The sequence below is a fragment of the Nocardia sp. CC213A genome (assembly GCF_030766805.1).
Lineage (GTDB): Bacteria > Actinomycetota > Actinomycetes > Mycobacteriales > Mycobacteriaceae > Nocardia > Nocardia otitidiscaviarum.
In genome coordinates, this window is the sequence record NZ_JASFXA010000010.1 from 1 (window position 1) to 15,396 (window position 15,396).

Here is a 15,396-nt window from a genome sequence, read left to right on the forward strand (position 1 = left end):
GACCGCCCCGCCGCCACCGCCACGGCCCTGACCGCCACCGCCGCCACCGAATTCGAGGTGCGCAATCCCGCGACCGGTGAGCGGGCGGGCGTCGTGCCGATCCACTCGGCCGACGAGGTCGCCGCCAAGGTGCGCGAGCTGCGCCTGTTCCAGCCGGAGTGGGAGGCCATCGGCCCGGAGGGCCGCAAGGAGTGGTTGCTCAAACTCCAGGACTGGCTGGTGGACAATACCGATCACCTCGCCGACGTCCTGCAGTCCGAAACCGGCAAGGCGCGCATCGACTCCCTCATCGACCCGGCCTTCGCCGTCGACCTCACCGGCTACTACGCCCGCCGCGCCGCCAAATTCCTCGCCGACGAGCATCCGTCGCCGCACAGCCCGCTGGCCCGGGTGAAGACGCTGACGACGGTGTTCCGCCCCTACCCGGTGGTCGGCGTGATCACGCCCTGGAACTTCCCGCTCGCCATGCCCGCCATCGACGTCATTCCGGCGCTGGCGGCCGGGGCCGCGGTCCTGCTCAAGCCGTCCGAGGTGACACCGCTGTCGGCGCTGGAGCTGGCGCGCGGCTGGGAGGCGATCGGCGCGCCCCCGGTGTTCGCCATCGTCACCGGTGCGGGCGAGACCGGCAAGGCGGTGGTGGACAACGTGGACTACGTGCAGTTCACCGGTTCCACCGGTACCGGCCGCAAGATCGCCGCCGCCTGCACCGAACGGATGATCCCGTTCAGTCTGGAACTCGGCGGCAAGGATCCGGCCATCGTGCTGGCCGACGCCGATCTGGACCGCGCCGCGCACGGCATCGCCTTCGGCGGCCTGTTCAATGCCGGTCAGGTGTGCATCTCGGTGGAGCGGGTGTACGTGGAAGCGCCGGTGTACGACGAGTTCCTGGCCAAGCTGACCGCCGCCGTCAAGGAGATCCGCCAGGGCGTCGACGGCCGCGTACCCGAATACGACATGGGCGCGCTCGCGAACGAGAATCAGGCGCAGATCGTGCAGCGGCATGTGCAGCAGGCCGTCGACGCCGGCGCCCGGGTGCTGACCGGCGGCAAGCGCACCGGTGTCGGCACGCTGTTCGAACCGACCGTGCTGGCCGATGTCGATCACTCCATGACCTGTATGACCGAGGAGACGTTCGGCCCCACGCTGCCGGTCATGAAGGTATCCGACGAGGCGGAAGCCGTTCGGCTGGCCAATGATTCGATCTACGGCCTGTCGGCGTCGGTGTGGAGCGGCGACAAGGCGCGGGCCGAACGCGTGGCCCGCCAGCTCAACGCGGGCGCGGTGAATATCAACGACGTCTTCTCGAACATGTTCAGCTTCGCGCTGCCCATGGGCGGCTGGGGGCTGTCGGGCGTCGGTGCGCGCTGGGGCGGCCCCAACGGGGTGCGCAAGTACTGCCGGCAGCAGGCGATCACCAAACCGCTGCTGCCCACCCAGACCAAGGAACTGCTCTGGTTCCCGTATTCGCCCACCAAGCTCGCCATCGCCATGTCCGCCATGCGTGCGGCCGGCTCACGCGGTATGCGGCGGCTGAGCGTCCAGGCCGTGTTCAACACCTTCTCGGGAAAGAAGTAGATGACCGACTTCAGTTCTGTCGCAGGCAAAATCGTCGTCATCACGGGCGGCGCGCGCGGTATCGGCCTGGCCACCGCCACCGCGCTGCAGGCACTCGGCGCGCGGATCGCCATCGGTGACATCGACGAGGTCACCGTGAAAGAGTCCGGCGCGGCACGGGGTTTCGACCTCTACGACCGGGTGGACGTCACCGATCAGGCGTCGTTCGAGCACTTCCTCGACGAGGTGGAACGGCGACTCGGCCCGATCGACGTGCTGATCAACAATGCCGGGATCATGCCCACCGGCAGGCTGGTGGACGAGCCGGACCAGATCACCCGTCGGATTCTCGACATCAATGTGTACGGCGTGATTCTCGGCTCCAAGCTGGCGATCGCGCGCATGCTGCCGCGCGGGCGCGGGCACGTCATCAATATCGCCTCGCTGGCGGGTGAGACCCATATTCCGGGCCTGGCCACCTACAACGCCAGCAAGCACGCGGTGCTCGGCTTCACCGACACGCTGCGCGAGGAGTATCGCGGCAGCGGCGTGCGCTTCTCCTCGGTACTGCCGACGCTGACGAAAACCGAACTGGGCTCGGGTGTTTCGGCACCGCGCATCCTGCGCCCGGCCGAGCCGGAGGAGATCGCGGACGCCATCGCCGAGCTGATCGTGGAGCCACGGTCCAAGGTCCGGGTGACGGCGGTGGCGGGTGCCATCTCCCAGGTGGTCGGGCTGCTGCCGGAGGCGGTGGGTGATTTCATCGCGCGGTCGCTGGGCGCATCGGATGCCTTCCTGGGCGATGTCGACGCCCAGGCGCGCAAGGCATACGAGGATCGGGTGCGCGGCGGCTCCGAGTAGCGGCCGGGCAGTCGTCGCGCACGCCACGGCGGCAGGATTCGCTCCGGCCGTGGGTAAGGTCGACATATGGGTAGCGGTGCGGCCTTCGTCGGCCTGTCCACGCTGGATATCGCCTATGCCGTGCAGCGGTATCCGGAGGAGGACACCAAGGTGCGGGCGGACGGCATGTTCCTGGGGGCGGGCGGTCCGGCGGCCAATGCGGCGGTGGCCTACGCCGGGCTCTCGGGGCAGCTTTCGAGCCTGATCACCGCGCTGGGGAAACACGTTCTGGCCGAGCCGATCCGCGCGGATCTGCGAGCGCACGGGGTGACGGTGGTGGATACCGCCCCGGAGCGCGCGCAGCGCCCGCCGGTGTCGTCGATCGTGGTCGCCACGGGTGCGGGCAGCCGCACGATCGTCTCCATGGACGGTTCGGAGCAGCGCGACCCGCTGCCCGCACCGGACGCGGCGCACTGGGCCGATGCGGCCGTGGTGCTCGTGGACGGCCACTATCCGGAACTCGCCCTGCACACCGCCGCGTCGGCCCGGCGGCACGGCATACCGGTGGTGCTGGACGCGGGCCGCTGGCGCGATGTACACCACGAGCTGCTGCCGCTGGTGGATATCGCCATCTGCGCGGCATCCTTCGCCCCTCCGGATACTGCGCCCGACACCGACGCGGTGCTGGATCGGCTCCTGGCGCTGGGGCCGCGAGCGGTCGCGGTATCGCGCGGGGCGCGGCCCATCCGCTATGCCACCGCCGACGGCCGCGGGGAGATCCCGGTTCGCGCCGAACGGGCCGTGGACACGCTCGGCGCGGGCGATATCCTGCACGGCGCGTTCTGCCATTTCCATGCCGTGGAATCGGATTTCGTCACCGCGCTGCGTCGCGCCGCCGATATCGCGACGCTGTCCTGCCGATATCCGGGCACTCGGGAATGGCTACGCCACCTGCCCGCTCAGTCCATGCGATAACCGCGCCCGGATTTGCGCAGCACCAGATCGGCGGTGGAGCGGGTGCGCTCCACCAGCCGCGCATTGGCCAGATCGCTGTGCTGCACTTTGAGCTTCGCGTCCGCCGCGCTGCGACCGCCGCGAATATGGCGGCGCACCAATCGCTTTTCGATGATCGGGCGCGGCACGTCCAGATACCAGCTCTGGTCCAGCAGCGGCCGGACGGCCGCCCAGGAGCCGGTATCGAGCAGCAGGTAATTGCCCTCGGTGACGACTATTCGCTGTTCGTCGAACACCACCCCGCCGGGTACCGGTTCGTGCAGTTCCCGGGAATAGGTGGGCCACGCTATCGCCCGTCCCGGCGGTGTCTCCCGCACGGTGCGCAGCAGGTTCACATAGCCCTCGACATCGAAGGTGTCGGGTTCACCCTTGCGCGCCAATGCGCCGTCGGCGCGCAGCCGGGCATTGCTGAAGTGAAAGCCGTCCATGGGCGCGACCTCGGCGATACGGCTGGCGGCGTAGCCGTTCAACTCGTCGCGGACGCCGCGCGCCAGGGTCGATTTCCCGGCTCCCGGCGGTCCGGCGATACCGAGGACGAACCGCCGATCGGCGCGGCGGTCGACACTGGCGGCCACCCGCACCGCGAGCTCCGCCAGGGACGTTTCGACGCCGGTGCGGGCCATCCCAGCACCCTACTGCGGCAGGATGCCGAAAATCGTTGCGGGCGCGCCCGACCCGCCGCGATAAATCGGTCCGCCCGCCAGCACCCACGCGCCGGTGGTCGGCAGTTCGGACAGATTGGCGAGGCATTCGAGACTGATGCGGTGTTCGCGGTAGAGCAGTTTCGATACCGCGTAGGTGTCGTCGATGCCGCGATCGGGGCCGAAGGTGTCGATGCCGAGCGCACCGCGCCGCCCGAGGCGGCCGGTCTCCAGCAGCCATGCGACGGTATCGACCGCGAATCCGGGTTGGCGGCCGTGCGCTTCGCCCTCGCCGAGGAAGTCCGGCCCGCCCCATTTGGCGTCCCAACCGGTCCAGGCGATCACGGCGGCCTGGTCGGGAATGCGGCCGTACCGCTGCTCCCACGCCCGGAGATCGTCGACGCCGAGGGCGTAGTCGCGGTCGGCGGCGCACTGCTCCCGCACGTCGATCTTCACGGCGGGCAGCAGCAGATCCGCCGTATCGAGTTCGTCGGCGGCGAGCCCCCGCGGATCGAAGTGCACGGGTGCGCCCCAATGAGTTCCGGTGTGCTCGGCCTGATGGACGTAGCGCAGCAGATACCCGTCCGCGGCCACGGTGGCCACGGTTTCGACGGTGAAGGCCGGATCGCCCGGGTACAGCGGTGTCCGCGCCGGATCGTGCACGTGGGAGAGATTCACGAGCCGACCGAACGGCGGCCTCACCGCACGCCTCGCGGGATGGCGCGTACCAGGGCGCGCAGATCCGCTTCCAGGAGCCGGAACAGCCAGTAGGTGATCACGAACGCCAGAATGCCACCGACGCTGAGCCAGCGGACCGGGACGATCACCGATTCCAGGTCGGTGGCGGATACGAAGGTGGCGCTGGCGGCCCCCAACAGCGGCACCGAGGCGGCCGCCGCCAGATAGATGTTGCTGCGCCGCGCCAGCGCCCACAGCTGTGCCCCGTCGGTGGGGCCGATGCCGCCGCGCACCAGCAGCCGCGGATACAGCGACCGCACCGCGAACAGCGTGATCAGGAAGAACGGATACGCCAGTGCGATGGTCGCGCACACCACCTGCGCGGCGAAGAAGTGCGCGAACTGGCCGGGGGCCAGCGGTACCCCCGATCCGGCCAGGGCCAGCGGCCAGATGATTCCGGCGAGCAGCCACATGGCGAAGGGCACCAGCACCGCGCGGTCGCCGACGGTGAGCGTATCCGCGCGAGCGCGGGCGAGTTCGGCGGCGCTGTACTCGTGTCCGCGCGCCAGCCGGAACGGGACGGTGAGCGGGCGGCGGCACAGCCAGATCAGCAGCAGGGCGGCCAGCGGGAAGGCGATGGAGTTGTTCACCAGCGCCACCGTCTCGAACCGCTGCTGGTCGGCCTCGGCGAGCCGGTCCACGATGAGCCGCTGGTTGAGCCGAATGTTGTACACGCTGGCGAATGCGTTCGGAACGCCCACGCAGAGCGCGGCGATGGGCAGCGCCCAGCCGCGTGCCCGGTGCCGGAGGCTGGTGGGCGGCGGATCGACCAGATCGCGGGCGCGGGCGTCCAGGGTCAGATCGAGTTGCCCCGCGAGTTCCGCGCCGCTGCGCCAGCGCCGGTCCGGATCGGGGTGCAGGCACTCCAGCAGCACCCGGCGCAGGGTGGCGGGAGTGTCGGCGGGCAGCGTGTCCAGTGCGGCGGGAGGCACGCCCGCCCGCCGCCCGCGCAGCATGGCGGCGAGCAGGCACGCCCGGGGGGAGCCGGAGGGCGTGGGAGTGTGTGTGTCGCCGACGGGCTCCGCCTCGCGAATGGGACCCGGTGGACCGTCGCGCCGGCCTTCCGGCAGTGGCCGAAGCGACGACCGCGCCGGTGGCGGAAGCTCCCCGGACAGCGACTCGGGCGACGGCGACCGCTCATCGAGATCAGGGTCGGCGAACGGCAGTGTGCCGGTGAGCATTTCCCAGAGCAGCAGCCCGAGCGAATAGATGTCCGCGCGGGTGTCGGGCATCGGAACCGCCGGATCCAGCAGCGCGGTGAGGTGTTCCGGTGCGTGGTATCGCAGCCGAGCCGCCTGCCCGGTGTCGTCGGCATCGACATACCGCGACGCCAGGCCGAAATCGGCCAGTTTCGGCACGCCCTCGGCGGTGAACAGCACGGTGCCGGGCCGGATGTCGTGGTGCGGCACCCCGTGCCGATCGGCGTAGTCGAGCGCCACGGCGAGCCGACGCCCCACCCACGCAACGGTTTCCGGCCAGCTGAGGGCGGCCAGTGCGGTGCGCACGCTGGAATCGGCGGGCCGGATCTCGCCCCTGGCCTCCATGACGGCGTCCACCGAGCCCAGCAGTGCGGTCCCGCTCGCGGGTCGCTGCCCGTTCCGGCGCAGCCGCGCCAGCAGATCCGCCACGGTGCCGCCCGGCAGGTACTGCATGTACAACAGCCGCAACGGCTTTCCGCCGTCCTCGAGGTGACGCTCGTCGAAGACCCGGACGATGTACTGGTGGTCCAGGCGGGCGACGGTCGCGGCATCCGCGTCGGCTCCGGTGTCCACCCGGACGGCGACCAGGCGCTGCATGGACAGCTGGCGGGCCAGGAACACCCGGCTGCGCTCGTCGCCGCCGAGATCGGTGAGCAGGTCGAAATCGTCCAGCCGATGCCCGATGTCGATGTGCGCCGGGAGGCTCGGCGGGGCGTAGGCGCTCCGATCGGCGAACCGCGCCCGGATCTCCCCGGCCAGCTCCGGATATTCGGCGCTGAAGGTCTCCAGGTCCACCTGCCGGTAGCGGCGGCGCACCAGGTACTCCTCGCACACCAGCTCCACGAAGTGCGGGCTGTCGGCCACCTCGGGAAATTCGGTGCCGTACTCGGCGATTCGCTTACCCGTCCCGGTGCGCCGCCAGCGCTGCCGCATATCGATGCGCACCAGATCCGCCAGCACCGCCAGGCGCACCTCGGTGCCGTCGGGTACGTAGCGGTGCAGCGGTGGGGGTTCGACGCCGCCACCGCGCAACACGGCCTCCCAGTCGGTGGCGAACCGGGCAACCGCCTCCGCATGGAAATCGTCCACGGTCACGGTGCCGCCGCGCCCCGAGCGGGTGACTGGTCGGCGTACATGCTCCGGTCCGGGTCGACCACCCGCTCCAGCGCGCGCAGATCCGCCTCCAGCGCCCGGAAAAGCCAGTACACCCCGACGAACGCGACGATCCCGCCGACACACAGCACCCGCACGGCGACAATGATCTCCGGAATGTCGGAGGGCCGCAGGAAGGTCACGCCCGCCACCGCCAGCAGCGGCACCGAGGCGGCCACCGCCAGATACCCGGTGCAGCGGCTGCCCAGCCGGTGCAGCCACACCGCGTCGTCGGCGCTGATGTCGCCGTGGCGCAGGAACATCGGATAGATGCAGCGCACCAGGTAGAAGGTGACCAGGAAGAACGGGTACGCGACCGCGATCGCCCCGCACACCACCAGCGATACCAGGAAGTGCACCATGCCGCGCGCGGGAATCTCACCGGTGGCCAGGCGCAGCGAGATCGGGAAGGTGATGCCCGCCAGCACCCACAGCGTGAACACCACGAAGGAGGCGCGCTCGCCCAGCAGCAGCACATCCTTGCGGGCCGCCCGCAGCGTCTCGGCGTCGAAGGCCCGGCCGCGTTTGAGCCCGTGCGGCACGGTGATCACATGGCGGCCCAGATAGCAGATCACCACGATGCCGATCGGGTAGAACAGCCCGTTCACGGTGGCGGTGACCAGGGTGAAGGTGCGTTGGGCGGCGTCGGTCAGGCGGCTCACGATCAGCATGTCGTTGTGGCCGATGTTGTACAGGGAGGCAAGCACATTCGGGATGCCGATGGCCAGCGTGATCACCAGGATGCGCCAGGAGCGCAGCCGCAGCCGCCAACTGTGCGGCGGTGGGTCCACCAGGTCGCGGGCCCGCTCGTCCAGGCACATGTCCAGCTGTTTTGCCAGCACGCTGCCGCTGCTCCAGCGCTGGTCGCGGTCCGGGGCCAGGCAGGTGAGCAGGACGCGGCGCAGCGCGGCCGGGCAGTCGGGCGGCACCTGATCCAGGGCGGCGGCCTCCACTCCGCCGCGTCTGCGGTCCAGCATGGCCTCCAGGGTGGTGCGGTCGCCGTGGTGGTCGGGCCCGGCCGTGGTGTCGTCGAACGGCTTCGCACCGGTGAGCAGCTCCCACAGCACCACTCCCAGGGAGAAGATGTCGGCGCGGGTGTCCAGGTCGGCGGCGCTGCGGGCGCGGCCGGGGTGGCACGCCTCGAGCTGTTCGGGGGACATGTAGGACAGGGAGCCGCCGAAGTAGGAGACCGGGCTCGCGCCGTCCAGATTGCGGCTGAAGCTGATATTGAAATCGGCCAGCTTCGGCACCGCCTCGGCGGTGAGCAGCACATTGGCGGGCTTGACGTCCCGGTGCAGGACACCGTGGCCGTCGGCGTAATCGAGCGCCTCGGCGAGTCTGCGGCCCAGCCACGCCACCGTTTCCGGCCAGCTCAGCTCGGCGATCTCGGCGCGCACGCTGGAATCGGTGGGGCGGATCTCGCCCTTCTCCTCCATGGCGGCGTCGACGGCGTCGAGCAGCAGTTGGCCGGAGCGTTCCGCGGGCGGGGTGGCGCGCACCCAGCGCAGCACGCCGAGCAGGGTGCCGCCGGGGAGGAACTGCATGTACAGCAGCCGCAGCCGACGGCCCGACTCGGTCATCAGCCCCGACATCAGGCGCTGGTCGAAGACCCGCACGATGTAGTCGTGATCCAGCTGGGCCAGGGTTTGCGGTTCGGTGCCGTGATCGGCGGAGATCTTCACCGCCACCAGTCGTTGCAGGGAGCGCTGCCGGGCCAGGAACACCCGCGCGAACGCGCCCGAGCCGAGCCCGGTCAGCAGGTCGAACTCGTCGATGCGCTGGCCGATCTCGATGCGGTCGAGCAACTCGCCGGTATCGGGGGCCGCGGCGGGATCGAACCGGGTGCTGGTGCCGGGTGCGGTGGTGCGGGTTTCGTCGTCGAAACCGAATAGACCGGTCGCATCGGGCGGCCGGGTCGGCTCCTCCGGTCGCCGGGTGCTCTCGCCGAGATCCACGCCGCCGCGTGTGGATTCGTCCAGCCCACTTTCCGGCCGATCCCGACCGGTGCCTTCGGATGTCGGCCGCGCCGAGACGGTCTCGACCGAGTCATCCCACCCTCCCCCCGACCGTGTGTCGTCCACATGTGTCGCGGCGGGTGCCGTCGCCTCCTCGAGGCGGGCGCGATCCGGGGCCGGGCGCGCCGCCGATCCCGCCGGGGCAGGCGCGGCAGCCGGATCGGCGGCGGTCATATCCGGATCGGCGGCGGTCGGCTCCGAATCCCCAGCGGCCGTCTCCGTACCAGCGGCCGTCTCCGTACCAGCAGTGGTCTCCGTATCGGCAGCGGTGGCTTCCGGATCGGCCGCGGTGCGGCGGGAGTCCTCGAAGGCCGAGCGGCGGGTGCTCTGATCCTCGTCGTCGGCATTGAGCAGCTTGCGCAGCTCGGTCGCCTGGTGGGGGTATTCGCGCAGGCAGTCCCGGGGGTCGATGCGCTCACCGCTGTGGCGGCGGATGACGAACTCCTCGTAGACCAGGCCCGCGGGCAGGTCGCGGGGGGTGAGTTCGGGGAAGTCGGAACAGTATTCGGTGAGTCGTTTGCGCAGGTGACGACGCGGGTCGGGGCCCGGGCGGCGCAGCCAGCGGTGCCGCATGTCTACCCGGATCAGTTCGATCAGGGCCCCGCGGCGCAGGGTGGTGGCGTCCGGGAGGAAGTCGGCGATCCGCGGCGGCTCGGCGGCCGCGTCCCAGGCCGCGGCGAAGGCGGCGACCGCCGTGAATTCCGTTCCGGCCGTACGCTGGCCGGAACGGTGATCGGAATCAGAAGTCATGCCCGCACCTGCCTGGCTCGGCACGGATACCCATCGAATCCGCACTGGTCGGTTGGCGGGAGCGGCGGATAGAATCCGCCACACCCGACACCATCATCCCCCGAGCAACTGCCGGAAATGATAACTTGCGGCTGCACAGCGGATCACCCGATTTCGACGACCAGGCGACGGGGGAACACCAGCATGTACAACGAGGGCACCGCGCTAGCGGACGGCATCTCACCTGTGGAAACCGATTCCGACCGGCCGGAAGCCACCCCGACCCACCGGCCCGAACCCGCGCCCGGGCGCGACCCCGCCCCGGCCCCGAATCCCACCACCCCGGCAACCGCCGAGCACACCACCCCGAACCGGTCCACCCCGCCGTCCCCCGCCACGCCCGGTCAGGAGAAACCCGTGGCCGCGAACACCTCGGCGGACGGCACCGACCACCCCGCGCCGAGCACACCACCCCCGACCGCCCGAGCAACGACCGACGCCGACCAGAACGAGGTGGCCGCGGACAGCTCGCCACGCGGTGACGACGACCCGCCCCACACAGCACACGCCGACACCCCGACCGGTACTGCGGCGGGCGCGGCCACGGCGCAGGGCGACGTGAGCCCGGCCGTCACGGATCCCGTCGGCGGGGCACCGGCCGCAACGAACACGAGTGCGCCCACCACGGCACAGCTCGACACCACCGCACCGACCGACGCTCGCGCCCACCGGACCGAGGTGAGGGCGGACAGCACACCACGGACGGACGACGGCCCGAGTACGGCAGGAACCGAGGCGCACGCTTCCCACACCGAGGGCGGCACACACGGGAACGCACGCGATGACCGCACCGCCGACACGGCAAGCGCCGCCGCCCCGAGAGCGGAGGTGAGCCGGGCGGCCGCGGACCCCGCGGACAAGATCTCCGCCGCGACGAGCACGAATACGGCCGACACCAGCACCCCGGGAGCGATGGTCGCAGCGGATAAGGTCCCCGCCGCGACGAGCACGGGTACGCCCGGCACGGCGCGAGTCGACACCAGCACCGCGGGAGCGATCGCGGCAGCGGTGCGGGACGGGGTGTTGTCGCCGCTGCTGCTGGCGGAGGAGGCGTTGGCGCGCATTCACGCCCGGGATCGGAATATGAACGCGTTCAGCGTGGTTCGGGCCGAGGCCGCGCGGGCGGAGGCGCGGGCGGTGGCCGAGCGGGCGGATCTGGATGTGCTGCCGCTGGCCGGGGTGCCGATCGCGGTGAAGAACAATGTCGATGTCGCCGGGGAGGTGACCCGGGCCGGGTCGCTGGCGGGCCGGGATCGGGCGGCCGAGACCGATCATCCGGTGGTGCGGCGACTACGGTCGGCCGGCGCGGTGGTCGTCGGCCTCACCGCTGTTCCGGAGTTCGGCCTGTGGGGTACCACCGATTCGCCCGCGGGTGTCACGTGCAATCCCTGGAACCCGAAGTTCAGCGCGGGCGGTTCGTCCGGCGGGTCGGGCGCGGCGGTGGGTTCCGGCATGGTGGCGGTCGCGCACGGCAACGACGGACTCGGCTCGGTGCGGATTCCGGCGGCCTGCTGCGGTGTGGTGGGGGTCAAGCCGGGGCGTGGGCTGGTGCCCGCCGAGATCGGCGTGGACTCGTGGGGCGGGATGACCGAGAACGGCGTGCTGGCAACGACTGTCGCCGATGCCGCGCTCATGCTCTCGGTGCTCGCCGACCGTCCGGACCTGGCCGACCTGGAGTCGCCGCCGTCGTTGCGGATCGGCCTGGCCACCGCGCCCCCGCTGCCGCTGGGCCGCGTGGACCGGCACTGGGACGCCGCCGCCCGCAAGGCCGCCGCCGCCGCCGCGACGGCGGGCCATCACGTCGAATCGGCGGAATTGCCGTACCAGGGCGCGACTTTCGCGCTCATGCTGCGCTGGGTGGCCAATGCCGCCCGCGAGGCCGCGACCGTCGCGTATCCGGACCGCCTGCAAGCACGCACCCGCGCTCACATCGCGCTGGGCAAGCTGGCGCTGCGCTCGGGGCTGCTGCGCCCCGCCCAGGTGGATCGCATCGAGGCCCGGCTGCTCGACCACTTCGAACGCTACGACGTGGTCATCACCCCGACCCTGGCGACCGCGCCGCCACGCGCCCGCCGCTGGCACAAACTCCCGTGGCTGGCCAATGTCGTTGCCAATGTGCGCTATTCGCCGTTCACGCCGCTGTGGAACCTGGTCGGCTGGCCCGCCCTCAGCATCCCGATGGGCATCCACCCCCGCACCGGCACCCCGGTGGCGGCCCACCTGATCGGCCAACCGGGCAGCGAGGCCACCCTGCTCCGCCTGGCGGGACAACTCGAATCGGCCCACCCCTGGCGTCGCACGGCCCGCTGACTCCAACACAGCGGGTCGGATTCCAGCTACTGAGCGAATCCGCGGCGCACCACTGGAAAGCTCACGCGTTCATCCGGCGGCAGTGCCTCCGATCCGCTGCCGCCGCACCGCCCCGAACTCCCGATCGAGACGAGACCACTGATCTGGTGACGTTCGGGTAACTCGTCGGGCACGCCCGCAATCGGCACGCCGTTGGGCGCAGGCACGCGTGCTCAACCGTCTACGGCTCTCAGCTGGGCGCTGAAGTCGCGGGGAGGCGGACATGGAAGCCGCCCTCGAGGACGCGGGTGGCGAATTCGAGGATGGTGGGGCGGTCGTCGTCGGCGCGCCAGGCCACCGCGAGTTCGCACGGGGGCAGGCCGTTGACCGGGCGGGCGGTGAGGCCGGGCCAGCGGTACATGGGGACGTTGTTCTCGGCGAGCAGGCAGACACCGAGTCCGAGGCTGACGGCTTCGAGCCGCTCCTCGGCGGTGGCGGCCTCCGCGCCGATGCGGGCCTGGCGGCCGCCGCGGGCGTCCGCGCCGAGCCAGAACTCGCGGGCGGCGCCGGCTTCGGCGGGCATGGCGATGAACGGCTCGTCGAGCAGATCGGCGAAGTCGATGGTCTCGCGATTGGCGAGGGCGTGGTTCTCCGGCAGCAGCACCCAGCGCGGCTCGGTGCGCAGCACCTGCCAGCGGTAGCGGGCGGTGTCGGGGACGGGCAGCCACATGAGCGCCAGATCGGCCTGGCGGCCGGCGAGGCCGCTGGAGGGGTCGGTCCAGGACGCCGAGTGCAGGGCCAGCCGGTGGCCGCTGGCGGACTCCAGGTCGGTGATCAGGCCGCGCCCGATGGAGGACTGGATGCCGACGCGCAGCACCTCGCCCGCCTCCTGGAGCGCCACGTTGGTGACCTCCCAGAGTTCGAGGATCTTGCGTGCGCCCTCGAGCAGTTCCTTGCCCGCCACGGTCAGGGCGACGCTGCGCTGGTTGCGGTCGAACAGGACCACGTCGAGCTGGCGTTCGAGCTGACGGATCTGCCGTGACAGGGTGGGCTGCGCGATGTGCAGCCGCTGGGCGGCGTTGGTGAAGTGCAGTTCCTCAGCGACAGCGACGAAATACCGCAGGTCGCGCAAATGCGGGTCCATAGCCCCTTGCTATCAGAATCGGTCTTGGATTTCCAGCCGTATTCAACCCCGGAGTTTGAAATCCACGACGAAAACAGCCATCAGGTTTGTTACAGACAGCATATGACGCGCGGCGAACCGCGCGGTAACCGGCTCCGCGAACGCCCGGCGACCGCTGAAGTGGTCGGCCGACCAAGATCTATAAGGTCAATCGACCAGCAGTAATTCAGAGCACGCCCCACCGCCGACCGGGCGGCGCGCAGCCACCCGCACACGGCAGCAACAACCGACTCTCCCAGGTCGATCGGCCACCGAAGAGAGTTGGTGATTTTCCTCACAGTCGACTGAAAGCCGCCCGCCGGAAGCAATTCGGACAGACCCCAGGACGAGGGGGCCCGGATCAGGCTCCGCCGTACACCTTCGGATGCAGGGTGCCGATGTAGGGCAGATCGCGGTAGCGCTCGGCGTAGTCCAGGCCGTAGCCGACCACGAACTCGTTCGGAATGTCGAAGCCCACGTGCATGACGTCCACCTGGGTGCGCAGCGCGTCGGGCTTGCGCAGCAGCGTCACCACCTCCAGCGAGGCGGGATTGCGGCTGGACAGGTTGCGCAGCAGCCAGGACAGCGTCAGGCCGGAGTCGATGATGTCCTCGACGATCAGCACATTGCGCCCGGCGATGTCCTTGTCCAGGTCCTTCATGATCCGCACGACACCCGAGGACGAGGTCGAGGAACCGTAGGACGAGACGGCCATGAACTCCATCTGGGTAGGGATGGAGAGTTTCTTGGCCAGATCGGTCATGAAGAAGATCGCACCCTTGAGCACGCCCACCAGCAGCAGATCGCCCTCCGGGGCGTCGGCCGGATAACGCTTGGCTACGAGATCGGCCAGTTCGTCGACCTTGGCCGCGATCTCTTCCTCGCTGATCAGCACCGACGCGATGTCATCCCCGTACACGTGCGCTGGTTTCCCTTCAGTGATGTGTATCCCGAATCACCTGGGCTCGTATTCGGCCAAGCTCAGTATCAGCCTGCCATGCTCGCGCCCGGCAACCAACCTGGTCCCGGCGACTCCGCCGCCGACCGCGATCGCCCCCTGCCCGTGCCAATCCGTGACCAGCGCGTCGACCGCCCGTAAATGCTTGTCGGTCAACGCTTTCGCGCCACCGGCGAGCAACCATGCCCGGATCGCCCGCCGCCGCAGTGCGGGCGGGGCAGTGGCGAGCGTCTCGACCGACAGGCCCTCGCCATCGCGAGCGGAGTTCAGCAACTTCTCGGCTATGCCGTCCAGGGCCGTGCCGTCCTCACGAAGCTGAGCCGCTGTTCTGGCCAGTGCGGTCGCCACCCCGCCGCCGAGCACCTCCTCCAGCAGCGGCAGCACCTCGGTGCGCAGCCGCACCCGGGTGAACTCCGGGGAACTGTTGTGCGGATCCTCGTGCGGGGTCAGCCCCAGCTCCGCGCACAGCCGCCGGGTCACCTCCCGCCGCACCCCCAGCAGCGGCCGCCCCCACGGCTCGGCGAAGGCCGCCATGCCCTGGATGGACCGCGCCCCCGACCCGCGCGCCAACCCGAGCAGCACGGTTTCGGCCTGATCGTCGAGGGTGTGCCCGAGCAGCACCGGGGCCGCGCCCCGCGCCTCGTCCAGCGCGGCGTACCGAGCCCGGCGCGCCGCCGCCTCCATTCCCCCGCCGCCGGACACCTCGACCGTCAGCACCCGAGCCGACCGGCATCCGAGCCGCATCGCCACGGCCGCCGCCTCCGCCGCCACCCGCGCCGACCCCTCCTGCAAACCGTGATCCACGACCAGCGCGTCGACGACATCGGCCTCCGACACCGCCGCCGCGGTCAATGCCAGCGAATCCGCCCCGCCCGACAATCCGACCGCGACCACCCCGTCGACCGCGTACTCCCCCACCCAGTCCCGTACCGCACGGCGCATTTCCAGCGCCGCCGACGTCTCGGGCAGCCTGGGACGATTCATGCCCTGATCGTCGCACGTCACCCCGCCTCCCGCTGACGCCTCCTTCGGAGAGGTCGCGCCG

General features: G+C 70.6%; 11 protein-coding genes. 4 read left to right on the forward strand and 7 right to left on the reverse strand.

Annotated features, from left to right (window positions below):
* Positions 1–27 precede the first annotated feature (27 nt).
* The 3 genes from QJS31_RS19250 to QJS31_RS19260 all read left to right on the forward strand — a co-directional run bounded on the left by QJS31_RS19250 (position 28) and on the right by QJS31_RS19260 (position 3,369).
* Complete coding sequence (locus QJS31_RS19250; RefSeq protein WP_306357447.1) at positions 28–1,575, forward strand: aldehyde dehydrogenase family protein; 1,548 nt, start codon at positions 28–30, stop codon at positions 1,573–1,575.
* Positions 1,576–2,415, forward strand: coding sequence for an SDR family oxidoreductase (locus QJS31_RS19255; protein WP_306357314.1), 840 nt, complete (start codon positions 1,576–1,578; stop codon positions 2,413–2,415).
* A 66-nt stretch (positions 2,416–2,481) separates the two neighbouring features.
* Positions 2,482–3,369, forward strand: coding sequence for a PfkB family carbohydrate kinase (locus QJS31_RS19260; RefSeq protein WP_306357315.1), 888 nt, complete (start codon positions 2,482–2,484; stop codon positions 3,367–3,369).
* Here the strand turns inward: QJS31_RS19260 and QJS31_RS19265 are convergent.
* The 4 genes from QJS31_RS19265 to QJS31_RS19280 are packed head-to-tail and all read right to left on the reverse strand — an operon-like array spanning position 3,354 to position 9,903.
* Positions 3,354–4,031, reverse strand: a complete 678-nt coding sequence (locus QJS31_RS19265; RefSeq protein ID WP_306357316.1) for a nucleoside/nucleotide kinase family protein — start codon at positions 4,029–4,031, stop codon at positions 3,354–3,356. The two genes, QJS31_RS19260 and QJS31_RS19265, sit on opposite strands and share 16 nt — an antisense overlap.
* A gap of 9 nt (positions 4,032–4,040) precedes the next feature.
* Entirely contained in the window at positions 4,041–4,727 is a 687-nt protein-coding gene (locus tag QJS31_RS19270) for a cyclase family protein (RefSeq protein WP_306357317.1), read from the reverse strand.
* A gap of 20 nt (positions 4,728–4,747) precedes the next feature.
* Positions 4,748–7,081 (reverse strand): protein kinase, encoded by a 2,334-nt coding sequence (locus tag QJS31_RS19275; protein ID WP_306357318.1) that lies wholly within the window; start codon positions 7,079–7,081, stop codon positions 4,748–4,750.
* Positions 7,078–9,903, reverse strand: coding sequence for a serine/threonine-protein kinase (locus QJS31_RS19280; protein WP_372341765.1), 2,826 nt, complete (start codon positions 9,901–9,903; stop codon positions 7,078–7,080). The genes QJS31_RS19275 and QJS31_RS19280 overlap by 4 nt, the downstream gene beginning before the upstream one ends.
* Before the next feature lie 183 nt (positions 9,904–10,086).
* On the opposite strand from QJS31_RS19280, the gene QJS31_RS19285 reads away from it, so the two are divergent.
* On the forward strand, positions 10,087–12,252 hold the full coding sequence (locus QJS31_RS19285; protein WP_306357319.1) for an amidase family protein: 2,166 nt from the start codon (positions 10,087–10,089) through the stop codon (positions 12,250–12,252).
* A 229-nt stretch (positions 12,253–12,481) separates the two neighbouring features.
* Here QJS31_RS19285 and QJS31_RS19290 read toward each other — a convergent pair whose 3' ends face one another.
* The 3 genes from QJS31_RS19290 to tilS all read right to left on the reverse strand — a co-directional run bounded on the left by QJS31_RS19290 (position 12,482) and on the right by tilS (position 15,335).
* Complete coding sequence (locus QJS31_RS19290; RefSeq protein ID WP_195144897.1) at positions 12,482–13,375, reverse strand: LysR substrate-binding domain-containing protein; 894 nt, start codon at positions 13,373–13,375, stop codon at positions 12,482–12,484.
* A 379-nt stretch (positions 13,376–13,754) separates the two neighbouring features.
* A complete protein-coding gene (hpt, locus tag QJS31_RS19295; protein WP_029925166.1) occupies positions 13,755–14,312 on the reverse strand; it encodes a hypoxanthine phosphoribosyltransferase in 558 nt (185 codons plus the stop codon).
* Positions 14,313–14,348: 36 nt separating this feature from the next.
* On the reverse strand, positions 14,349–15,335 hold the full coding sequence (gene tilS, locus QJS31_RS19300) for a tRNA lysidine(34) synthetase TilS (RefSeq protein ID WP_306357320.1): 987 nt from the start codon (positions 15,333–15,335) through the stop codon (positions 14,349–14,351).
* Positions 15,336–15,396: the final 61 nt, after the last annotated feature.